22 protein-coding genes are annotated in these 22,352 nt (G+C 40.7%); all 22 read left to right on the top strand.

The genetic code is table 11. From position 1 onward, the window contains the following. Nucleotides 1-3 precede the first annotated feature (3 nt). The 22 genes from LC033_RS00745 to LC033_RS00645 all read left to right on the top strand — a co-directional run bounded on the left by LC033_RS00745 (nucleotide 4) and on the right by LC033_RS00645 (nucleotide 22,347). Complete coding sequence (locus tag LC033_RS00745; RefSeq protein WP_226566440.1) at nucleotides 4-2,022, top strand: chemotaxis protein CheA; 2,019 nt, start codon at nucleotides 4-6, stop codon at nucleotides 2,020-2,022. A 24-nt stretch (nucleotides 2,023-2,046) separates the two neighbouring features. Beyond that, a complete protein-coding gene (locus tag LC033_RS00740; RefSeq protein WP_226566392.1) occupies nucleotides 2,047-2,499 on the top strand; it encodes a chemotaxis protein CheW in 453 nt (150 codons plus the stop codon). 12 nt (nucleotides 2,500-2,511) lie between these two features. After that, nucleotides 2,512-3,138, top strand: a complete 627-nt coding sequence (locus LC033_RS00735; protein WP_226566391.1) for a chemotaxis protein CheC — start codon at nucleotides 2,512-2,514, stop codon at nucleotides 3,136-3,138. Beyond that, entirely contained in the window at nucleotides 3,138-3,638 is a 501-nt protein-coding gene (locus LC033_RS00730) for a chemotaxis protein CheD (RefSeq protein WP_226566390.1), read from the top strand. Before LC033_RS00735 ends, LC033_RS00730 begins: the two co-directional genes overlap by 1 nt. A 24-nt stretch (nucleotides 3,639-3,662) precedes the next feature. Then, nucleotides 3,663-4,430, top strand: coding sequence for a FliA/WhiG family RNA polymerase sigma factor (locus tag LC033_RS00725; protein ID WP_226566389.1), 768 nt, complete (start codon nucleotides 3,663-3,665; stop codon nucleotides 4,428-4,430). 21 nt (nucleotides 4,431-4,451) lie between these two features. After that, a complete protein-coding gene (locus LC033_RS00720; RefSeq protein WP_226566388.1) occupies nucleotides 4,452-4,904 on the top strand; it encodes a helix-turn-helix domain-containing protein in 453 nt (150 codons plus the stop codon). Between the two features lie 154 nt (nucleotides 4,905-5,058). After that, on the top strand, nucleotides 5,059-5,793 hold the full coding sequence (rpsB, locus tag LC033_RS00715; protein WP_226566387.1) for a 30S ribosomal protein S2: 735 nt from the start codon (nucleotides 5,059-5,061) through the stop codon (nucleotides 5,791-5,793). Between the two features lie 91 nt (nucleotides 5,794-5,884). Next, nucleotides 5,885-6,766 carry a translation elongation factor Ts gene (gene tsf / locus LC033_RS00710; RefSeq protein WP_226566386.1) on the top strand — a complete coding sequence of 294 codons (882 nt, stop codon included), beginning with the start codon at nucleotides 5,885-5,887 and terminating at the stop codon, nucleotides 6,764-6,766. 134 nt (nucleotides 6,767-6,900) lie between these two features. Next, complete coding sequence (gene pyrH, locus LC033_RS00705) at nucleotides 6,901-7,623, top strand: UMP kinase (protein WP_008354464.1); 723 nt, start codon at nucleotides 6,901-6,903, stop codon at nucleotides 7,621-7,623. 1 nt (nucleotide 7,624) lies between these two features. After that, entirely contained in the window at nucleotides 7,625-8,182 is a 558-nt protein-coding gene (gene frr / locus LC033_RS00700; RefSeq protein ID WP_226566385.1) for a ribosome recycling factor, read from the top strand. Nucleotides 8,183-8,310: 128 nt separating this feature from the next. Beyond that, a complete protein-coding gene (gene uppS / locus LC033_RS00695) occupies nucleotides 8,311-9,093 on the top strand; it encodes an undecaprenyl pyrophosphate synthase (RefSeq protein WP_226566384.1) in 783 nt (260 codons plus the stop codon). A gap of 12 nt (nucleotides 9,094-9,105) precedes the next feature. After that, nucleotides 9,106-9,900: a phosphatidate cytidylyltransferase gene (locus tag LC033_RS00690; RefSeq protein WP_226566383.1), complete on the top strand. Its 795-nt coding sequence runs from the start codon at nucleotides 9,106-9,108 to the stop codon at nucleotides 9,898-9,900. A 39-nt stretch (nucleotides 9,901-9,939) separates the two neighbouring features. Next, nucleotides 9,940-11,091 carry a 1-deoxy-D-xylulose-5-phosphate reductoisomerase gene (gene dxr / locus LC033_RS00685; RefSeq protein ID WP_226566382.1) on the top strand — a complete coding sequence of 384 codons (1,152 nt, stop codon included), beginning with the start codon at nucleotides 9,940-9,942 and terminating at the stop codon, nucleotides 11,089-11,091. A 6-nt stretch (nucleotides 11,092-11,097) separates the two neighbouring features. Beyond that, the gene (gene rseP, locus LC033_RS00680; RefSeq protein ID WP_226566381.1) at nucleotides 11,098-12,363 is read left to right on the top strand and encodes an RIP metalloprotease RseP; all 1,266 of its coding nucleotides are present in this window, start codon (nucleotides 11,098-11,100) and stop codon (nucleotides 12,361-12,363) included. Between the two features lie 80 nt (nucleotides 12,364-12,443). Beyond that, on the top strand, nucleotides 12,444-14,138 hold the full coding sequence (locus LC033_RS00675) for a proline--tRNA ligase (RefSeq protein ID WP_226566380.1): 1,695 nt from the start codon (nucleotides 12,444-12,446) through the stop codon (nucleotides 14,136-14,138). Between the two features lie 88 nt (nucleotides 14,139-14,226). Beyond that, complete coding sequence (locus tag LC033_RS00670; protein WP_226566379.1) at nucleotides 14,227-18,540, top strand: PolC-type DNA polymerase III; 4,314 nt, start codon at nucleotides 14,227-14,229, stop codon at nucleotides 18,538-18,540. Between the two features lie 513 nt (nucleotides 18,541-19,053). After that, nucleotides 19,054-19,392: a hypothetical protein gene (locus LC033_RS16760; protein ID WP_312887850.1), complete on the top strand. Its 339-nt coding sequence runs from the start codon at nucleotides 19,054-19,056 to the stop codon at nucleotides 19,390-19,392. Continuing rightward, nucleotides 19,295-19,609: an ABC transporter permease gene (locus tag LC033_RS16755; protein ID WP_312887851.1), complete on the top strand. Its 315-nt coding sequence runs from the start codon at nucleotides 19,295-19,297 to the stop codon at nucleotides 19,607-19,609. The genes LC033_RS16760 and LC033_RS16755 overlap by 98 nt, the downstream gene beginning before the upstream one ends. A gap of 521 nt (nucleotides 19,610-20,130) precedes the next feature. Beyond that, nucleotides 20,131-20,604, top strand: coding sequence for a ribosome maturation factor RimP (rimP, locus tag LC033_RS00660; RefSeq protein ID WP_226566378.1), 474 nt, complete (start codon nucleotides 20,131-20,133; stop codon nucleotides 20,602-20,604). Between the two features lie 32 nt (nucleotides 20,605-20,636). Next, nucleotides 20,637-21,752, top strand: a complete 1,116-nt coding sequence (nusA, locus tag LC033_RS00655; RefSeq protein WP_226566377.1) for a transcription termination factor NusA — start codon at nucleotides 20,637-20,639, stop codon at nucleotides 21,750-21,752. Nucleotides 21,753-21,767: 15 nt separating this feature from the next. Continuing rightward, nucleotides 21,768-22,052, top strand: a complete 285-nt coding sequence (gene rnpM, locus LC033_RS00650) for an RNase P modulator RnpM (protein WP_226566376.1) — start codon at nucleotides 21,768-21,770, stop codon at nucleotides 22,050-22,052. Beyond that, on the top strand, nucleotides 22,045-22,347 hold the full coding sequence (locus LC033_RS00645; RefSeq protein WP_226566375.1) for a YlxQ family RNA-binding protein: 303 nt from the start codon (nucleotides 22,045-22,047) through the stop codon (nucleotides 22,345-22,347). The genes rnpM and LC033_RS00645 overlap by 8 nt, the downstream gene beginning before the upstream one ends. Nucleotides 22,348-22,352: the final 5 nt, after the last annotated feature.

The raw sequence follows: 22,352 nt of genomic DNA, 5'->3' as shown, positions 1-22,352 counted from the left end.
ATGTTGGATGTAAACCAATACTTAGATATCTTTTTAGATGAAAGCAGAGAACACTTACAAACTTGTAATGAAAAACTTCTTGAATTAGAAAAGAACCCAACTGACTTGCAGCTAGTAAATGATATATTCAGAGCGGCTCATACATTGAAAGGCATGAGTGCAACGATGGGCTTTGATGATATGGCTCAGTTAACGCATCACTTAGAAAACATGTTTGATGCCATCCGGACTGAACAAATGATTGTCACTCCCGAGTCAATGGACACGATGTTTGAAGCACTCGATCATCTTGAAGCAATGGTTCAATCTATTGCAGAAGGCGGAGATGGTAAACGTGATGTCACAGAGATTAGTAAAAAGTTAGATGTGACAGGAAGCCATGCAGAGGCAGCATTAGCTGATGCATCAGCTAATGCTGTTAACGACTTGAATTATAATGAATTTGAGCGAACGGTTCTTGATGAAGCCAGAGAACAAGGCTTCAAATGCTATGAGCTGACAGTGACATTAAGCGACGCATGCTTATTAAAAGCGGTTCGTGTCTATATGATTTTTGAAAGATTGAATGAAGCAGGCGAGGTCGTCAAAACGGTCCCGAATGCAGAACTTTTAGAATCAGAAGATTTTGAATCTGAATTTAGCATTTCTTGTCTATCTAAACAGCCGATGGATGAAGTGAAAAAAATCGTGACGGCGATCTCAGAGGTTGAAAATGTTGAAATCTCTGAAGTTTCTGCATTTGAAGAAACTGCCGCTGCTGAAAAACAAAAAGCAAAACCTGAACAGAAAAAAGAAGAAGCATCCATCCCTGCTGCTAAAGCACTAGCAAACGATGTACCAAAAGCAAATGGCAATAACGGTGCAGCTCCCGGCGGGACAAAAACAATTCGTGTCAACATCGATCGTCTGGACTCTCTCATGAATCTATTTGAAGAACTCGTCATTGATAGAGGGCGTTTAGAACAGATTGCCAAAGAGCTTGAAAACAACGAACTTACCGATACAGTGGAAAGAATGACACGTATTTCTGGCGACCTGCAATCGATCATCCTGAACATGAGAATGGTACCTGTAGAAACTGTGTTTAACCGGTTTCCGCGTATGATCCGTCAATTGACGAAAGAGCTCAATAAAAAAATTGAACTCATCATTGAAGGCGCTGAGACAGAGCTTGATCGAACAGTCATCGACGAGATTGGAGATCCGCTTTTACACTTACTTAGAAACAGTCTAGATCATGGCATTGAATCGCCAGAAGAACGTGTGAAAAAAGGCAAGCCAGAAAAAGGAACAGTCCTATTAAAGGCTTATCATAGCGGAAACCACGTCTTCATCGAGGTAGAAGATGATGGTGGTGGAATTAACCGTAAAAAGGTGCTTGAAAAAGCATTAGAGCGCGGCGTTATTACCGAAAGAGAAGTGGAAACCCTTGAAGATCATCAAATTGATTCACTGATCTTTGCAGCAGGATTCTCTACAGCTGATACGATTTCTGACATTTCAGGCCGTGGTGTAGGACTTGATGTCGTGAAAAACAAGCTAGAATCATTAGGTGGCTCTGTGAGCATTAACTCAACAGAAGGACAAGGCTCATTGTTCTCTATCCAGCTTCCACTCACATTATCGATTATCTCCGTTCTTCTTGTAAAACTGGAAGAGGAGACATTTGCGATTCCGATTTCTTCTATTATTGAGACGGCTGTGATTAAGAAAAGCGACATCCTTCAAACGCATGATCGTGAAGTCATTGACTTCCGCGGATTTATCGTACCAGTTGTATACTTGAAGAAACAGTTCCACGTACCAAATGCGAATGAATTAGAGGAAGAACTGCACATCATCGTTGTCCGTAAAGGAGATAAACTGACAGCATTTGTGGTCGATTCATTTATTGGTCAGCAAGAGGTTGTATTGAAATCACTAGGAGATTATTTACCAAACGTATTTGCGATATCAGGCGCAACAATCCTAGGTGACGGTCAGGTTGCACTCATCGTTGACTGTAATGCAATGATCAAGTAAAAAACAATAGAGGAGCGGTCTGAAATGAGTACAGATATCAAAACTGGTGAAAAGATGATTGTGTTTATCGTAAACAAAAAAGAATACGCCATTTCAGTATCAGAAGTAAAGTCCATTGAAAAATGGCAGCAGCCGACAAGAGTTCCTGGCGTTGCCCCTTATATATGTGGTGTCATTAATCTGCGCGGTGTGGTAACTCCTGTCATTGACCTCAGAGTCAGACTTGGATCAACTGAAAACGAGATTACGGATGAAACAAGAATGATTATTGTTTCCGTGGGTGACATTGAGGTCGGCTGGATTGTTGATGAGGCAAACGATGTCATCACGGTAAATCAGGAAGAGGTAGAATCTTCTCCTGATTCTGAAAAAGAAGGGCAATCATGGGTGACAGGCATCATTAAGCATGACCAGCGTCTATTTAATATCATTCATGCTGGTGCGGTCCTCGATAAGAATATTGCGCCTGTTCATTAAGGGGGATGTGAAATGAGCATTTTCAGTGAAATTAAAGATGAACAGCTAGATGTATTGAGAGAGGTTGGGAATATAGGGGCAGGCCACGCAGCGTCTGCTCTAGCCAACCTATTAAATCGTAAAATCGATATGGCTGTTCCTTTTGTTAAGGTTCTCTCGTTTGAAGATCTAATGGATTTCCTTGGCGGTGCAGATCTTCCAGTTGCAAGCATTTTTCTGCGAATGGAAGGAGATATATCCGGTTCTATCTTTTTTATTATGCCGTTTGAGCAAGCAGAGCAATTTGTGAGAGAGCTTGTACAGGATCCGGCATTTGATATTGATACCATTCATGAGCATGTACTTGGGACGTCCGCATTGCATGAATTAGGAAATATTTTAGCAGGCTCTTATTTATCCGCCCTTGCAGATTTGACAAAATTGCAGCTTTATCCAAGTGTTCCAGATGTCACTCTTGACATGTTTGGGGCTGTGATTAGTGAAGGGCTAATGCAGTTCAGTCCTCTTGGGGATCAGGCGATTGTGATTGATACATCGATTTTTGATGATCAAAATAAGCAAGAGCTGAAAGGAAATATGTTTCTATTACCAGACTTTGAATCGTTTGACAAACTGTTCAAAGCATTAGGTAACCTATAATGAACGTGCAGATTCCGGTAGTTGTAAAGGTTGGTATAGCGGATGTTCAGCTTGTCAAATCACCAGATCGCATTCGGACATCCGGTCTTGGTTCTTGCGTAGGACTTGTGCTGTTTGACCAAGAGAAAAAGCTGGCAGGTCTTGTCCATGTCATGCTTCCTGACTCATCTCTTGCAAAAGGGGCAGTGGAGAACTTGGCCAAATATGGAGATACAGGTGTCAAGCATACAATTGATCTGCTCTTAAAAGAAGGAGCGCGCAAACATGCGCTAAAGGCGAAACTCGCTGGTGGAGCGGAAATGTTTAAGTTTAAGTCAACCAATGATCTGATGAGAATTGGACCTAGAAACGTATCAGCTGTGAAAGAACATTTGTCTCTTCACCATATCCCGATCATTAGTGAGGACATGGGCGGTAACAATGGCCGTACGATTGAATTCGATCCGCTTACGACAGAGCTTGAGATCCGTACTGTGAAGCAAGGGATTATGAAGATATAACTAAGGAAGTATAGGGGGAGAAAGATGCAATCCTTAAATTACGAAGATCAGGCGCTATGGGCTAGATGGAAAGAGTGGAAGGACCCAGCTGCTGGAGATGATCTTATGCGCCGCTATATGCCGCTCGTCACATATCATGTTGGAAGAATTTCCATCGGTCTCCCGAAGTCAGTGCATAAAGAAGACTTGATCAGTCTAGGGATGCTCGGTTTATATGATGCCCTTGAAAAATTTGACCCCGGAAGAGATCTGAAGTTTGATACATACGCATCCTTCAGAATTCGCGGGGCCATCATCGACGGTCTTCGTAAAGAGGACTGGCTGCCTCGTACATCAAGAGAAAAAACAAAAAAAGTAGAAGCGGCTATTGAAAAACTTGAACAGCGTTATTTACGAAATGTGACGCCAACGGAGGTTGCCAAGGAGCTAGGCATGAGTGAACAGGATGTTGTTACAACCATGAATGAAGGCTTCTTTGCGAATTTGCTCTCAATTGACGAGAAGTTGCATGATCAAGAAGACGGAGAAAACGTCCAAGTCATGATTCGGGACGAAAAGTCTGTGACACCTGAAGAGAAAATGCTAAAAGACGAATTGATCAAACAGCTTGCTGAAAAAATCACAGAGCTTTCGGAAAAAGAAAAGCTTGTGATTAGTCTTTTCTATACAGAGGAATTGACATTAACGGAAATCGGTCAAGTGCTTAACTTATCCACCTCCCGCATTTCCCAGATTCATTCAAAGGCATTGTTCAAGCTTAAGCATTTGCTTGATAAAGCCATTCAATCTTAAAGAGTTAGTGAGTGAAAAAATATGTTATGGCTGATCAGCTTCATGCTTCATGCTGCACTTATTTATTTTGTGATTATTTTATACACGAGAATGAATTCGCTGAAGGCAACCGAACAAAAACAGCGAGAGCTACTTGAAGAAACGGAAAATACATTGGCTGCATTTTTAATGGAAGTCAAAGAAGAGAATGACAAACTATCAAAAGCTGCAGCTGCTTCCCCTGATTTTTTTGATGAAGAGCTGATGTCGGCTCTTCTTAGCGAAGTTGAGGTGCAGGAAGAGAAGGTAAATGAACCCGTTCCAAGTCTTGAAACAGAAGCTGCTGCACCTTGTGAAAGTGAAATAGAAGAAACATTTCAAGAACAAGTGAAAGCTTTATATGATCAAGGGATGACACTAGAAGAAATAGCGAAAGAACTAAAAACTGGTAAGACAGAAATCGAGCTTTTATTGAAATTTAGCGGAAAGCTGTAAAGGATTCTTGATTGTCAGTCCATCATGTGTTATATTATTTCTTGGTGTTAAATACACACGCTTGATGATTCATATGAAGGTGCTGCCGTGGCGCAGTTTTATGTGGACATGATTTAAGCGGAGGAAAAAAACCATTATATTAGGAGGCAACAAAATGTCAGTTATTTCTATGAAGCAATTGCTAGAAGCTGGTGTTCACTTCGGTCACCAAACACGCCGTTGGAACCCAAAAATGAAGCGTTACATCTTTACAGAGCGTAACGGTATCTACATCATCGATCTTCAAAAAACGGTGAAAAAAGTAGAGGAAGCTTACAACTTCACGAAAAACCTTGCTGCTGACGGAGGAAAAATCCTTTTCGTTGGTACGAAAAAACAAGCACAAGATTCAGTGAAAGAAGAAGCAATCCGTTCTGGTATGTTCTATGTAAACCAACGCTGGCTTGGGGGAACGTTAACAAACTTTGAAACAATCCAAAAACGTATCAAGCGTTTAAAAGATATTGAAAAAATGCAAGAAAACGGCACATTCGAAGTTCTCCCTAAGAAAGAAGTCGTTCAACTGAAAAAAGAATTAGAGCGTCTTGAGAAATTCTTAGGCGGAATCAAAGACATGAAGAGTCTTCCAGATGCACTTTTCATTATCGACCCTCGTAAAGAGCGCATTGCAGTTGCAGAAGCTCGTAAACTAAATATCCCAATCATCGGTATCGTTGACACAAACTGTGATCCAGATGAAATTGATGTTGTGATCCCTGCAAACGATGATGCAATCCGTGCTGTAAAACTTCTAACTGCTAAAATGGCAGATGCGATTCTTGAGTCTAAACAAGGCGAAGAAGAAGCTGTTGTAGGAGAAACGACAGAAACTGAAACAACAACTGCGTAACCTATTCAAAAGGTGATAAGAGGGAAATGCCTTTTATCACCTTTTTTTCACCTATTAATCCGTGTTTTAACATAGAAGGAGGAAATGTAAAATGGCAATTACTGCTCAATTAGTAAAAGAACTGCGTCAAAAAACTGGTGCAGGTATGATGGACTGTAAAAAAGCGTTAACAGAAACTGATGGTGACATCGACAAAGCAATCGATCTTCTAAGAGAAAAAGGAATCGCAAAAGCTGCGAAAAAAGCAGATCGTATTGCGGCAGAAGGATTAACTCTTATCAAAACTGACGGCAACACAGGCGTCATCCTTGAAGTGAACTCTGAGACTGATTTCGTTGCGAAAAACGAAGGATTCCAAACACTTCTTAACGAACTTGCTGATCATTTACTTGCTGCTAAACCTGCAACAATTGAAGAAGCTCATGCCTCTAAAATGGAAAATGGTTCAACAGTTGAAGAGCATATCACATCTGCAATTGCGAAAATCGGAGAGAAAATCACTCTACGTCGTTTCTCTCTCATCACGAAAGAAGATAACGCTGCATTTGGTTCTTACTTGCACATGGGCGGACGCATCGGTGTATTAACTGTTCTTAACGGAACAACTGATGAAGAGATTGCAAGAGACATTGCAATGCACGTTGCTGCTGTAAATCCTAAATACATTTCTCGTGACCAAGTGTCTGAAGAAGAAGCAAACCGTGAGCGCGAAGTATTAACGCAGCAAGCGCTTCAAGAAGGAAAGCCTGAAAACATCGTAGCTAAAATGGTGGAAGGCCGTCTAAACAAATTCTTCGAAGAAATTTGCTTACTTGACCAAGCTTTCGTTAAAAACCCAGATGAAAAAGTGAAACAAGTTGTAGGTGCGAAAAACGCAACTGTTCAAACTTACGTTCGCTATGAAGTGGGTGAAGGAATCGAAAAGCGTCAAGACAACTTTGCTGAAGAAGTCATGAGCCAAGTGAAAAAGTAATGTTTGAAAAGCTCTCTGGGGCTTTTTTAGGGAGCACAAGCACTGTGTTCCCTATTTTTTAGAGGATATTGATTTACAAAAGGCCGTTTCTTGCGCATAATAAGAGACGGTATAGTTTACACTTGGAGGTTATCATGAGCAAACCGAAATATAATCGCATTGTACTGAAGCTAAGTGGCGAAGCACTAGCAGGTGATGCTGGAAATGGAATTAACCCAACTGTCATTCAATCCATTGCAAAGCAAGTAAAAGAAATTGCAGAACTTGATGTTGAAGTTGCAGTCGTCGTAGGTGGCGGAAACCTTTGGCGCGGTAAGACAGGCAGTGACTTAGGAATGGACAGAGCAACAGCAGACTACATGGGTATGCTTGCAACAGTGATGAACTCGCTGGCATTACAGGACAGCCTAGAGACGCTTGGGATTCAGTCTAGAGTACAAACCTCTATTGAAATGAGACAGGTTGCAGAGCCATACATAAGAAGAAAAGCGATCCGTCATCTGGAGAAGAAACGAGTCGTGATTTTTGCTGCAGGTACTGGTAACCCTTATTTCTCTACAGATACAACAGCAGCACTTCGTGCAGCAGAAATTGAAGCAGATGTCATTTTAATGGCCAAAAATAATGTAGACGGAGTCTATAGTGCTGATCCACGTACAGATGCGGATGCAGTAAAATATGATAAGCTATCGTATCTTGATGTATTAAAAGAAGGTCTTGCAGTCATGGATTCTACAGCGTCCTCATTATGTATGGACAATGACATTCCTTTAATCGTATTCTCCATAATGGAGGAAGGAAATATTAAACGTGCCGTAAGTGGCGAATCAATCGGAACGATCGTGAGGGGGAAATAACGTGTCAAAAGAAGTGTTGAACCAAACAAAAGAAAAAATGGAAAAAGCCGTTCAATCATACGGACGTGAACTAGCAACTGTTCGCGCTGGCAGGGCAAATGCTTCACTACTAGATAAAGTGACAGTTGATTATTACGGTGCACAAACACCACTCAACCAAATTGCGTCGATCACAGTGCCTGAAGCACGTATGCTTATTATCACACCTTACGATAAAACAGCGATCGGTGATATCGAAAAAGCAATCCAAAAGTCAGATCTAGGCATCACGCCAACAAGTGACGGAAATGTGATCCGCATTGCGATCCCTGCACTTACTGAAGAAAGACGTAAAGAGCTTGTAAAAGTTGTGAGAAAGTACTCAGAAGAATCAAAAGTAGCTGTTCGTAACGTTCGTCGTGATGCAAACGATGATTTGAAAAAGCTTGAGAAAAATGGGGAGATCACTGAAGATGAATTAAGATCATCTACAGAGGATGTTCAAAAATTGACAGATGAATATGTCGCTAAAATTGATGACGTGACGAAAGATAAAGAAAAAGAAATCATGGAAGTTTAAGAAAAAACTATGTACAATAGATAATAGTGAAAGCCCCTCTTCATGTTTACAGGGGGTTTTTTTGTTAATACTGTTGATGACTATATTATTAGCGGGAACGCAACCTTTTTGGGTGATGGAGGAATCTCATGCTCAATATACTCAAAAATTGGAAGAATCAGCAAATAGCAGCTTCCAACTTAGAAAGCCTGACAAAAGAAGACATAATAAATGGAGAAATTCCTGAACATATCGCCATTATCATGGACGGGAACGGAAGATGGGCGAAGAAACGTGCTCTTCCACGGGTAGCAGGACATCATGAAGGAATGAAAGTCGTCAAGCGCATGACAAAGCTTGCAAATGAGCTCAATGTCAAAGTGCTAACTTTGTATGCTTTCTCTACGGAAAATTGGAAACGTCCAAAATTAGAAGTAGATTTTTTAATGAAGCTTCCTGAAGAATTTTTAAACATCTACCTGCCTGAACTCATAGAGGAAAATGTCCGTGTGCGTTTAACAGGTGATCCAGAAGGCCTCCCGCAACATACAAAAAAAGCGGTAGAGAACGCAATAAAGAGTACGGAGAATAACGACGGACTCGTTCTGAACTTTGCGCTCAACTATGGAGGGCGCACAGAAATCGTCTCAGCATGCAGACAAATATCTGAAAAAGTCAAAGAAGGTAAGCTTAAGGCAGTAGACATCACAGAAGAGATGTTTTCAGCTTATTTAATGACAGAATCTCTTCAAGATCCGGATTTGCTTATTCGCACAAGTGGAGAAATTAGATTAAGCAACTTTATGCTTTGGCAAATTGCGTATAGCGAGTTTGTCTTTACGGATGTGCTTTGGCCTGACTTTTCTGATGAGCATTTCATAGGCGCTATCGGAGAGTACCAGCGCCGCGGCCGGAGGTTCGGTGGAATTTAGAGGGTGGTGCAGATGAAACAAAGAATTTTGACGGGTGTTTTGGCAGCTGCAATGTTTTTGCTTGCAGTGATTTATGGACAAATGCCATTTACCCTGCTGATTTATTTAATGGGAAGTGTCGCTCTTTTTGAGCTTCTTAGAATGAAAAAGATCTCTATTTTCAGCTTTCCTGGTATTGTCAGCTTAATATTGCTTTGGTTTTTAATGGGTGGAGAAAATAGCTTCTTCCCGAACGTAGACGCATCAAAAATGCAGATTGCTTTATTCGCTGTCTTAATCCTTTTAACTTATACAGTTCTGAGCAAAAACTCTTTCACATTCGATGAGGTTGCTTTTGTTATATTAGCCACATTATATATTGGCGTTAGTTTCTATTATTTTATTCAAATTAGAGGCTTATATGGCATGAGTGCGATCTTCTTCGCAGCGGTGATTATTTGGTCCACTGACTCAGGTGCCTATTTTATTGGGAAGTCTATGGGGAAACGAAAGCTTTGGCCAGAGATCAGCCCAAACAAAACAGTAGAAGGATTTATCGGTGGAATCGTCACAGCGGTCGTGCTGTCACTTGTGTTTCAGGCGGTTACAGGATTTTTGCCATCATATCTGCTTGTTATGTTTATTACCCTTTTGTTAAGTATTTTTGGACAGCTTGGCGACCTTGTGGAATCTGCTTTAAAGCGTCATTACCATGTGAAGGATTCAGGAACAATACTCCCTGGTCATGGCGGGATTTTGGACAGGTTTGACAGCTTTTTATTCGTTCTGCCGTTTTTATATTTACTGCTGGCCATGTTTGCTAGCTAACCTCATAGAAACTAATTGAACGAGAGAAGGAGTGGCAATTTGAAATATATTTCGCTATTAGGCGCAACTGGATCAATTGGAGAACAAACATTAGATGTGATGAGGCAGCACCCAGACAAATTTAAGCTGAATGCCATGACGTTTGGCAGAAATGTAGACAAGGCCATTCCCATTATTGAACAATTTCAACCTGAATTCGTCGGGTGCCTAAACGAAGAGACTTATCGCATCTTAAAAGGTCATTCTTTTGCATACGATGTCAAAATGGCTGCTGGTGATGAAGCGAACATTGAGGCAGTGACCTATGATGCAGTGGACGTTGTGGTTAATGCACTTGTAGGAAGTGTTGGGCTTGTCCCTACATTAAAGGCTATTGAACAAAAAAAGACGATCGCACTTGCAAATAAGGAAACACTTGTGACAGCTGGTCATATAGTAAAAGAGTACGCCAAAAAATATGAAGTGCCTTTACTTCCTGTCGATAGTGAACACTCCGCTATTTTTCAATCTTTGCAAGGTGAACAAGCTAAAAACATTGAACGATTAATCGTGACAGCTTCAGGTGGTAGTTTCCGAGATAAGAGACGAACTGAACTTGAAGGTGTAACGGTTGAAGAAGCGCTGAATCATCCGAACTGGTCCATGGGAGCGAAAATCACCATTGACTCAGCGACCATGATGAATAAAGGGCTCGAGGTGATTGAGGCGCATTGGCTGTTTGATATACCATATGACCAAATTGATGTGCTGTTACATAAAGAGAGCATCATCCATTCCATGGTAGAATTCCATGACAAAAGCGTCATGGCTCAGTTAGGTACACCTGACATGAGGGTTCCGATTCAATATGCGCTCACTTACCCTGACAGAGCGCCATTAAAAGAAGCAAAATCATTGAACCTTTGGGAGATTGGACAATTGAATTTCCAAAAAGCGGATTTTAACAGGTATCGCTGCTTACATTTTGCTTACGAATCAGGTAAAATAGGAGGGACAATGCCTACTGCACTTAATGCAGCAAATGAAATAGCCGTTGATGCATTTCTAAAAGGCAAAGTAACGTTTCTGCAAATTGAAGAATTGATTGAAAAGGCACTGATCAGACATCATGTGATTTCAAAGCCTAGTTTGCAAGATATCCATGAAGTGGACAAAGATACACGAGACTTTGTTCAATCAATCCTCGCATAAGGTGGTATGTTCGTGAATACAGTGATTGCGTTTATTATTATTTTTGGAACGCTCGTTTTTTTCCACGAGCTTGGCCATTTAATTATGGCGCAGCGCGCAGGCATTTTATGCCGCGAGTTCGCAATTGGTTTTGGGCCGAAGATTTTCTCCTTTAAACGAAATGAAACTGTTTATACCATTAGACTTCTTCCAATCGGTGGATTTGTCAAAATGGCTGGAGAGGACCCTGAGGTCATTGAAATTAAACCAGGTCATACAGTGGGGCTCTTATTCAATGAGCAAAATGAAGTAGAAAAAATCATTTTAAATGATAAAGAGAAATATCCTGATGCACTTGTGATCGAAGTCGAACAGATTGATTTAGATCATTCGATGAGAATCTCAGGATATGAAGCTGGAAATGAAGATATTCTGACTGGCTACAATGTGAGTCAAACAAGCTTCTATATTGCAGATGGTGAAGAAATTCAAATTGCGCCATACAATCGTCAATTTGGTTCAAAAACGGTATGGCAGCGTATTAAAGCCATTGCAGCTGGACCGATTATGAACTTTATTCTGGCATATGTGATTTTAGTGGCTTTAGGTTTTATTCAAGGTGTAACCGTGGATGATCCTGTACTCGGTAAGCTCACGCAAGATGGCCGGGCGGCGCAAGCTGGACTCATGCAGGGAGATCAAATCGTTTCAATTAACGGGGATAAAATGAATTCTTGGACAGACGTTGTCCAAACGGTTCAAAAGAATCCTGATAAAAAAATGAATGTCATCATTGACCGAGACGGTAAAGAAAGCACTGTTCAAGTTGTACCAGAAGCTGTGAAGGCAGATGGAAAAACCATTGGCCGCTTTGGTTCCTATCCGCCAACGGAAAATGGATTTCTAAAAGTCATTTCATCATCAGGAACGACTGTCATATCAACAGCAGGGCTGATCTTAACGAACTTGCAAAAGATTGTCACAGGACAATTTTCACTAGATATGCTTGCAGGTCCTGTCGGAATATATGACATGACAGGAGAAGTAGCAAAGCAAGGTGTGTTAACATTAATGCAGTTTGCTGCGTTCCTCAGTATCAACCTAGGAATTGTGAATTTATTACCGATTCCTGCATTAGATGGAGGGCGTTTACTTTTCTTATTCGTTGAAGCCATTCGCGGCAAACCCATTAATCGTGAGAAAGAGGCACTTGTTGTCTTCATTGGTGTGGCCTTCCTCATGCTCTTAATGCTAGTAGTTACGTGGAATGACATCCAGCGATTATTTTTATAAAAACCAATGTCTCTTGTTTCTCATCATGGGAAACAAGAGTTTTTGTGAGAAGTCCTATTTCATAAATGAGGTGTAACGACATGAGACAATCCCTGACTTTCATTCCAACTCTTCGAGAGGTGCCAGCAGATGCAGAGGCAAAAAGTCATCAGCTATTAGTAAGAGCAGGATTCATTAGACAAAATACAAGCGGTATCTATCATTATCTGCCGCTAGCTCATAAAGTCATCCAGCATATTCAATCCATTGTTCGCAAGGAAATGGAAAAGGCAGGGGCAGCTGAGCTGTTAATGCCGGTGATGCAACAGGCAGAAATGTGGCAAGAGTCAGGAAGATGGTATACATACGGTCCAGAACTTATGCGTATGAAAGATCGTCATGGCCGCGAGTTCGCACTTGGCCCAACACATGAAGAAGTGATCACATCACTAGTACGCAGCGAATTGAAATCGTATAAAAAGCTTCCTTTGACACTTTATCAAATTCAATCAAAATTCCGCGATGAACAAAGACCACGCTTTGGGTTATTACGTGGACGTGAATTTATTATGAAGGACGCTTATTCATTCCATTCTTCATTAGAGAGCCTAGATGACACATACAATAAAATGTTTACAGCTTACTCCAATATTTTCTCAAAAGTCGGTCTTGATTTTAGACCAGTCATTGCAGATTCTGGTGCAATGGGAGGAAAAGATACACATGAGTTTATGGCGCTGTCAGAAGTAGGAGAGGATACCATCGCTTACTCTAATACCTCTTCTTATGCAGCCAATATTGAAATGGCAGAGGTAGTGTATCAAGAAGAAGCAAACTCTGCGACCTTCAAAGAACTTGAAAAAGTACACACGCCGCAAGTAAAAACGATTCAGGACGTTGCTGCATTCTTAGAAGTTGCTCCTTCTGCATGTATCAAATCTGTTTTATTTAAAGTAGACGATGCGTATGTTCTTGTCCTCACAAGAGGCGATCACGAAGTAAATGATGTGAAATTAAAGAACTTAGTAGGAGCACAGCTTGTAGAGCTTGCTTCACGCGAGGAAGTACTAGAAATCATTGGAACAGAACCTGGATTTGTTGGACCTGTTAAGCTAGAGGCAGAAGTAGAGATTTATGCAGACCTCGCTGTAAAAGGAATGACAAATGCAGTTGCAGGTGCAAACGAATCGGATTTTCACTATGTTAATGTAAACCCTGCACGTGACGTGTCAGTGAAAGAATTTACAGATCTTCGCTTGATTCAAGAAGGGGACGTCTCTCCAGATGGAGAAGGCACGATCCAGTTTGCAAAAGGAATTGAAGTAGGACAAGTTTTTAAACTGGGCATGCGTTATTCTGAGGCAATGGATGCAACGTACCTCGATGAAAATGGACGCGCGCAGCCAATGATCATGGGCTGCTATGGCATCGGCATCTCTAGAACCCTTTCTGCTATTGTTGAACAGCATCATGATGAAAAAGGAATTATCTGGCCAGAAACAGTTGCGCCATATGATCTTCATCTACTTGCATTGAATATGAAAAACGATGCACAAAAGGAACTGGCTGAAACATTGTACGAGCGCTTAAAAGAAGAGGGCTATGATGTACTTTTCGATGATCGCAGAGAGCGTGCAGGAGTGAAATTTACAGACAGTGATTTAATTGGACTGCCAATTCGCATTAGCTGCGGGAAACGTTCAGAAGAAGGGATTGTCGAAGTGAAGTTTAGAAAATCAGGGGAATCACAGGAAGTATCCGTTGATGAACTGATTTCATTCATACGCCAAGTATAAAACGCAGCATGCATACTTGAACAAAAAAATGAAGGTACCTCCTGTAGAAAAGAGGTACCTTTCTGATTTACAAAAGGAGGGTCCTGTCTTGGATGAACAATTACCGATCACCCGGCGGCAATTTCATATATTACTCAATCAGATTCAAATGACTGCTGATGACCTCAGTCGTTACTTTGAAGAAGGTGAGATTGTCAAATTGACGGTGCATAAAGCGACGAAAACGTGGCATTTCCTTTTTAAATTTAAGGCACTTCTGCCTTATAAGGTATATGCAATGTTTCTGAGCAGGCTAACAAATGCATTTTCTCATATTGCACAAGTCACCTGTACGATTGAAGTCCATGATCCGCACATATCTGAGGATCTCGTTCAATCGTATTGGTCACATTGTGTCGAAGAACTTCAAGGAATTTCTCCCCCAATCATTAGTCTGCTTCAGCAGCAACAACCAGCGCTGTCTGGACATAAAATCATCATGAAAACCAAAAGCGAAACAGAGGCTTTGGCGATCAAGAAGAAGTACAGCCCAATGCTGCAGGCTGCATTTAAACAAGTTGGTTTTCCAGAACTGCAATTTGATACAGAGATATTTGTATCAAATCAAGAGATTCAGAAGTTCAGAGAACAAAAGCTCGCTGAAGACCAAGAAAGAGCCATGCAAGCCCTCACTGAGATGGAGAAGAAGGAAAGTGAAGATCAAGAGGAAGCCCCGTCTGGCCCTCTAATGATTGGCTATCAAATCAAAGAAAATGAAGAAATTCGAACGCTTGATAGTATTATGGAAGAGGAAAGAAGAATTACCGTTCAAGGCTATGTGTTTGATGCAGAAACACGAGAGCTGAAAAGCGGTAGAACGCTTTGTATCTTTAAGATCACGGATTACACAAACAGTATTTTGATCAAAATGTTTGCAAGAGAAAAAGAAGATGCCCAGCTCATGAAATCCTTGAAAAAAGGCATGTGGGTCAAAGCAAGAGGAAGCATTCAAAACGATACATTTGTCAGAGATCTTGTCATGATCGCCAATGACGTCAATGAAATGAAGCCTCAGCTGAAAAAAGATACAGCACCTGAGGGTGAAAAGCGTGTCGAGCTTCATTTACATTCCCCAATGAGTCAGATGGATGCTGTCACTGGTATCGGCAGACTTGTTGAACAAGCGAAAATATGGGGACATGAAGCAATTGCCCTTACTGATCATGCTGTTGTCCAATCCTTTCCAGATGCGTATGCAGCAAGTAAAAAGCATGGTATCAAAATGATGTACGGGGTTGAAATCAACTTAGTCGATGATGGGGTTCCGATTGCATATAACCCAGAGCACCGCTTGTTAGAGGATGCCACGTTTGTCGTATTTGACGTAGAGACAACCGGGCTTTCTGCTGTTTATGATACGATCATTGAGCTTGCAGGAGTGAAAATAAAAGGCGGGGAAATCATTGATCGCTTTGAGGCATTTGCAAATCCCCATCATCCGCTATCAGCGACGACTATTGAATTAACTGGTATTACCGATGATATGGTCAGAGATGCACCAGATGTCGTCGATGTCGTTCGGGATTTCAAGGAGTGGATTGGGCAAGATATCCTAGTCGCGCACAATGCGAGCTTTGATATGGGCTTTTTAAATGCAGCGTATAAACGACTGCTTAAAACAGATAAAGCTTCAAACCCTGTGATTGATACGCTGGAACTCGGCCGATTCCTTTACCCGGAATTTAAAAATCACCGACTGAACACGCTGTGTAAAAAGTTTGATATTGAACTCACGCAGCATCACCGTGCGATTTTTGATGCAGAAGCGACAGGCTACCTGATGCTGAAGATGCTAAAAGACGCGGCTGAAAAAGGGATTGCCTACCATAATCAATTGAATGAAAACATGGGTCAGTCCAATGCTTACCAGCGCTCACGTCCTTACCATGCGACATTGATTGCGCAAAATGAGACGGGCCTAAAGAATTTATTCAAGCTTGTTTCACTTTCTCATATTCATTATTTTTATCGTGTCCCGCGCATCCCACGCTCACAGCTTGAAAAATATAGAGAAGGTTTAATCGTTGGGTCGGCTTGTGACAAGGGTGAGGTTTTTGAAGGAATGATGCAAAAGTCACCCGATGAGGTTGAAGACATTGCAGCATTTTATGATTATTTAGAGGTTCATCCGCCAGAAGTGTATCAGCATTTACTACAGCTAGAGCTTGTACGTGATGAACGTGCATTAAAAGAAATTATCACAAATATTGTGGAGCTTGGTGAAAAGCTGAATAAACTAGTCGTGGCGACTGGGAATGTGCACTACCTGCATCCAGAAGATAAAATTTATCGTAAAATCTTAATTTCATCACAGGGTGGTGCGAATCCGCTTAACCGTCATGAACTGCCAAAAGTTCATTTTAGAACGACCGATGAAATGCTAGAAGCGTTCTCCTTCTTAGGGGACGAAAAGGCGAAAGAGATCGTCGTAACGAATACGAAAAAAGTATCTGAAATGGTCGAAAGTATTAAACCAATCAAAGATGATCTTTATACACCAAAAATTGAAGGTGCAGATGAAGAAATACGGGAAATGAGCTATCAAATGGCACGCAGCATCTACGGAGATGAATTACCGAAAATCGTAGAAGACCGTATTGAGAAAGAATTAAAAAGTATTATAGGCCATGGCTTTGCCGTTATTTATTTAATCTCTCATAAGCTCGTAAAGAAATCCCTTGATGACGGGTATCTTGTTGGCTCAAGGGGATCTGTCGGTTCATCCCTTGTTGCGACATTAACAGAGATTACAGAAGTGAACCCACTTGCACCTCATTATGTATGTCCAAGCTGTAAGCACTCTGAGTTCTTTAATGATGGGTCTGTTGGTTCAGGTTTTGATCTTCCTGATAAAAACTGTCCTGAATGTGGTGCGCCGTATAAAAAAGATGGACATGATATTCCGTTTGAAACCTTCTTAGGTTTTAAAGGAGACAAAGTACCTGATATTGATTTGAACTTCTCAGGGGAATATCAACCGCATGCGCACAACTATACAAAAGAACTGTTCGGTGAAGAATACGTATATCGCGCAGGCACAATCGGTACCGTGGCAGAAAAAACGGCATATGGTTACGTGAAAGGCTACGCTGGGGATCTTAATCTTCATATGAGAGGCGCAGAAATAGACCGGCTTGTGCAAGGCTGTACAGGAGTCAAACGGACAACGGGTCAGCATCCAGGTGGTATTATCGTTGTGCCGGATTATATGGACATTTATGATTTCTCACCGATTCAATATCCAGCAGATGCGACAGGAGCAGATTGGAAAACGACACATTTTGATTTCCATTCGATCCATGACAACCTGCTTAAGCTAGATATTCTTGGGCACGATGATCCAACAGTCATTCGTATGCTTCAGGACTTAAGTGGAATTGATCCAAAAACCATTCCAACAGACGACCCAGAAGTTATGAAAATTTTCCAAGGAACAGAGTCTCTCGGTGTAACAGAAGAGCAAATTGGATGTAAAACAGGCACACTCGGCATTCCAGAGTTTGGGACAAGATTTGTTCGGCAAATGCTAGAGGATACGAAACCGACAACCTTCTCAGAGCTCGTTCAGATCTCTGGTTTATCACATGGTACAGATGTATGGCTAGGAAACGCGCAAGAGCTCATTCATAATAAAACGTGTAAACTAAGTGAAGTGATTGGCTGTCGTGACGATATTATGGTCTATCTCATCTATCAAGGCTTAGAACCGTCACTTGCCTTTAAAATCATGGAATCTGTTCGCAAAGGGAAGGGGCTTCCTCCTGAATGGGAAGAAGAAATGAAGAATAATAACGTACCAAACTGGTATATTGATTCTTGTAAAAAGATCAAATACATGTTCCCTAAAGCCCACGCGGCCGCTTATGTATTAATGGCCGTTCGGATTGCTTACTTCAAGGTGCATCATGCACTACTGTACTATGCGGCTTACTTTACCGTTCGTGCGGATGACTTTGATATCGAAACGATGACAAAAGGATCGAATGCAATACGAGCGGTCATGGATGATATTCATTCAAAAGGTTTAGATGCATCAACGAAAGAAAAGAACCTTTTAACTGTACTAGAGCTTGCACTTGAAATGTGCGAAAGAGGCTATCACTTCAAAAAAGTAGATCTATACCGCTCAAGTGCAACAGAGTTTATCATTGATGGAGACGGATTAATTCCGCCATTTAACTCCATCCCTGGGCTCGGAACAAACGTGGCGTTAAATATTGTACGCGCACGTCAAGATGGTGAGTTCCTTTCAAAAGAAGATTTACAAAAACGCGGAAAAGTGTCGAAAACCATTCTTGAATATTTGGATCGTCAAGGATGTTTGGAAGCACTACCTGATCAAAACCAACTTTCTTTATTTTAATGTGTTAAATGAAGAGCGCTCTCAAAGGGGCGTTCTTTTTATTTAAATACAATAATTTTATTATGTTAACAAGAAGCCGATTATTGATCAAGGTTTTAACAAAGATAAAGAGACAAAAGTCATTTATCAGTATTGAGGCGTGTTTCGTTGCTGATTCCCCTGAAAAGAAATAGATGGTTATGTGTAGATTTTTGATGAGAATCCGCAAAAAATATTTCCAAATAATTGACCAATTGAAAATTCATTCTTTACTCTTTATTACAGAGTTCTTTGTGGAAGAGGAGTTTATTTATGTCGAATAAAAAATACGATCATTCAGAAATATTCGAGAACTTATCTCATATCAAGACAATTACAAACTATAAAACAGAGTATTGTAAACAAACAATTATTTATTTATCATTTGGTGCCTATTTGGATAATGGGTTATTCAAGAAATAGTTCCAAAATGTTGAAAATGGAGAACGTCAGTAAAAAATAGAACTTCCCAAGCATTAAGAAATATTACAACAAGTGAAAGATCGATCTTTGTTGTTCTGGACCATTTTGTTGCCAGTTGTTTCAATTATTCTTTTAATAGAATTATTTACATCAGGTAGTTCACAAGCACAAAAAACATTAGTTGCTTCTCAATCGGTTACAGGAATGAGCGTGTTTTTTTCCACATTTGTTATTATTTCAATTGTAATTAGCTTTGTAAAAGATCGAGAGAAAGGAATTGTGGCAAGGCTAGCAAGTACTCCCTTACAGCCGCATAATTTTTTTTTTTGGAAAGTGCGTTCCGTTTTTTGTCATCATTTTATTTCAAGTTTTGTTGTTAACCATTTTGGGTGTTTACTTATATGGTATTGAAATAACACAATACAGCTCGTATTTCTTAGTAGTTGTCCTATTATCAATGCAAGTCACTTCATGGGGAGTAGCCATCGCCGCATTTGCTAAAACTGAGAATACAGGCTTAGTGATGACGAACATGATAGCTTTAGGGACAGCGGTTGCTTGTGGTTTATGGACGCCATTTGATCAATTACCTAGTTATTTAAAAATAATTGGTATGCTCTTCCCGTAGTATTGGGCACATCAAGGCTTAGTGCATTCAGTATCAACGTTACCCGGGGGAGAGAATTTGATCTTAGTAACGGTAGTCCTTATAGGATATACACTGTTAGGATTTATTCTTTCGTTTGTTGGCTATAAAAAATATATAAAGCTAGCTAGGGGATAAGGTTATAAAAATTATAGCAAATAAATTAAATTCAAATTCTTGTTTTAATGAGTTATCTAAAATCCAATTATATAAGGGAAGGAAGAGGCATCAATCGGTAGTGAACATGCAAAAGTAATCGATAAAGAGTACCTATTATAAGGATGAACTTCATTTGCATTAAAAAATTGGATATGGTATAGTTTTTATGGAAATGCTAACGATTACCGAGACAAGAGTGGGGAAACCCGCTCTTTTGTATTGAACAGGCAATTTTTGTCTCGACATATTCATCCGTTTTCTGCTCCCCCTGCTCACATAAAGCAGGGTTTTTATGCAGAATGATTGATAAGAGCGTTTATCGAAATTTCACAAGGAGGAAGAGAATGAGCAAAAAAGTAGTGGATGTCGTAAGCGAAATGGTGCAGCCAATTTTAGATGGCTTACAGCTTGAACTCGTTGACGTTGAATTTGTCAAAGAGGGTCAAAACTGGTTCCTTCGCGTGTTTATTGACTCTGACAAAGGCGTCGATATCGAAGAGTGTGCCAAAGTGAGCGAAGCCTTGAGTGAAAAGCTTGATGAGGCAGATCCGATTAGTCAAAACTACTTTCTTGAAGTGTCCTCTCCTGGAGCGGAGCGCCCATTAAAGAAAAAAGCTGATTTTGAAAAAGCACTTGGAAAAAATGTTTTCATGAAAACATACGAACCAATTGATGGTGAAAAAGCATTTGAAGGTGAGCTTACAAGCTTTGATGGTGAGATTGCAACAGTGACAGTGAAGATTAAGACAAGAAAGAAAAAGATCAATATTCCATACGAAAAAATAGCGAACGCAAGATTAGCAGTTTCGTTCAATTAACCTTTTCATTGATATAAGGGGGAACCATAAAAATGAGTAGTGAGTTGTTAGATGCCCTGACTGTTCTTGAGAAAGAGAAGGGTATTAGTAAAGAAATTATTATTGAAGCGATAGAAGCTGCACTCATTTCTGCATACAAACGTAATTTTAACCAAGCGCAAAATGTTCGTGTTGATTTAAACCGTGAAACTGGAACAATTCGCGTATTTGCAAGAAAAGATGTTGTAGATGAAGTGTATGATTCTCGCCTTGAAATCTCTGTAGATGATGCGATGAGCATCAACCCGAATTACATGGTAGGTGACGTCGTTGAGATTGAAGTCACACCAAAAGATTTCGGACGCATTGCGGCTCAAACAGCGAAACAAGTGGTCACGCAGCGAGTGCGAGAAGCAGAGCGAGGTGTAATTTACACTGAGTTCATCGATCGCGAGGAAGACATTATGACGGGAATTGTTCAGCGAATTGACAGTAAATTCATTTACGTGTCACTTGGCAAAGTCGAAGCTCTTCTTCCAGTCAACGAACAAATGCCAAATGAGGACTACAAACCACATGATCGCATTAAAGTGTTCATTACAAAAGTAGAAAAAACAACAAAAGGACCACAAATTTATGTGTCGAGAACACATCCAGGTCTTTTAAAGCGTTTATTTGAAATTGAGGTGCCAGAAATTTATGATGGTACTGTAGAGCTTAAATCCGTTGCTAGAGAAGCTGGGGATCGTTCTAAAATATCTGTTCGTACAGATGATCCGGATGTGGATCCGGTTGGTTCTTGTGTTGGGCCAAAAGGTCAGCGTGTACAAGCAATTGTCAATGAGCTAAAAGGCGAAAAAATTGACATTGTTCATTGGTCCAATGAACCTGTAGAATTTGTCGCCAATGCCTTGAGTCCATCAAAAGTACTTGATGTCATTGTGAATGAAGAAGATAAGGCGACAACAGTGATTGTCCCTGATTATCAGCTATCATTAGCCATTGGTAAAAGAGGACAAAATGCGCGTCTTGCAGCGAAGCTGACTAGCTGGAAGATTGACATTAAAAGCGAAACAGATGCAAGGGAACTCGGTATTTTCCCAAGAACTGAAGACTCTGAATCTCTTTTCTTAGAGGCTGAACCAGTAGTTGAGGAATCTGACGAATAAGAGGTGATATAAAAGGTGAAAAGCCGAAAAAAAATCCCGCTTAGAAAATGCGTCGTGACGGGAGAAATGAAACCAAAGAAAGAGATGATCCGCGTTGTTCGTTCTAAAGAAGGTGAAGTGTCTGTCGACGCAACCGGAAAAATGAACGGGCGCGGAGCTTACCTTTCTCTCGATAAAGAAACCATTCTTGCGGCAAAGAACAAACGTAGTTTACAGCAACAATTTCAGACACAGATTGACGAACACATATTTGAAGAATTACTAGAACTAGCTGAAAAGGTGAAAAAACCAAATGACTGAATCTGAGTGGTATCCTTTGCTTGGTCTAGCAAATCGAGCTCGTAAAGTCGTGTCAGGAGAAGATCTGGTGATCAAAGAAATTAGACATGCGCGTGCAAAGCTGGTTCTTCTTGCAGAAGATGCCTCATCGAACACAGAGAAAAAGGTATCTGACAAATGCAGATCTTATAATGTTCCGGTTAGAAAAGTAGAAGACCGTTCCGTTCTCGGACGTTCTATTGGGAAGGAATCTCGCGTAGTTGTCGCTGTCACTGACCAAGGCTTCGCTAAGAAGCTCATAAGCTTGCTCGATTAATTTAT

The sequence above is a fragment of the Bacillus stratosphericus genome (genome assembly GCF_020524495.1).
Lineage (GTDB): Bacteria > Bacillota > Bacilli > Bacillales > Bacillaceae > Bacillus > Bacillus stratosphericus_B.
Note: the sequence above shows the minus strand (reverse complement) of the source record. Positions and strands in the feature narration are given on the sequence as shown.

Excerpts from the sequence above, each read along its gene's own strand:
- LC033_RS00740 (WP_226566392.1), top strand. The coding sequence starts at position 2,047 with ATGAGTACAGATATCAAAACTGGTGAAAAGATGATTGTGTTTATCGTA.
- LC033_RS00735 (WP_226566391.1), top strand. The coding sequence starts at position 2,512 with ATGAGCATTTTCAGTGAAATTAAAGATGAACAGCTAGATGTATTGAGA.
- LC033_RS00730 (WP_226566390.1), top strand. The coding sequence starts at position 3,138 with ATGAACGTGCAGATTCCGGTAGTTGTAAAGGTTGGTATAGCGGATGTT.
- LC033_RS00725 (WP_226566389.1), top strand. The coding sequence starts at position 3,663 with ATGCAATCCTTAAATTACGAAGATCAGGCGCTATGGGCTAGATGGAAA.
- LC033_RS00720 (WP_226566388.1), top strand. The coding sequence starts at position 4,452 with ATGTTATGGCTGATCAGCTTCATGCTTCATGCTGCACTTATTTATTTT.
- rpsB (WP_226566387.1), top strand. The coding sequence starts at position 5,059 with ATGTCAGTTATTTCTATGAAGCAATTGCTAGAAGCTGGTGTTCACTTC.
- tsf (WP_226566386.1), top strand. The coding sequence starts at position 5,885 with ATGGCAATTACTGCTCAATTAGTAAAAGAACTGCGTCAAAAAACTGGT.
- pyrH (WP_008354464.1), top strand. The coding sequence starts at position 6,901 with ATGAGCAAACCGAAATATAATCGCATTGTACTGAAGCTAAGTGGCGAA.
- uppS (WP_226566384.1), top strand. The coding sequence starts at position 8,311 with ATGCTCAATATACTCAAAAATTGGAAGAATCAGCAAATAGCAGCTTCC.
- LC033_RS00690 (WP_226566383.1), top strand. The coding sequence starts at position 9,106 with ATGAAACAAAGAATTTTGACGGGTGTTTTGGCAGCTGCAATGTTTTTG.
- rseP (WP_226566381.1), top strand. The coding sequence starts at position 11,098 with ATGTTCGTGAATACAGTGATTGCGTTTATTATTATTTTTGGAACGCTC.
- LC033_RS00675 (WP_226566380.1), top strand. The coding sequence starts at position 12,444 with ATGAGACAATCCCTGACTTTCATTCCAACTCTTCGAGAGGTGCCAGCA.
- rimP (WP_226566378.1), top strand. The coding sequence starts at position 20,131 with ATGAGCAAAAAAGTAGTGGATGTCGTAAGCGAAATGGTGCAGCCAATT.
- nusA (WP_226566377.1), top strand. The coding sequence starts at position 20,637 with ATGAGTAGTGAGTTGTTAGATGCCCTGACTGTTCTTGAGAAAGAGAAG.
- LC033_RS00645 (WP_226566375.1), top strand. The coding sequence starts at position 22,045 with ATGACTGAATCTGAGTGGTATCCTTTGCTTGGTCTAGCAAATCGAGCT.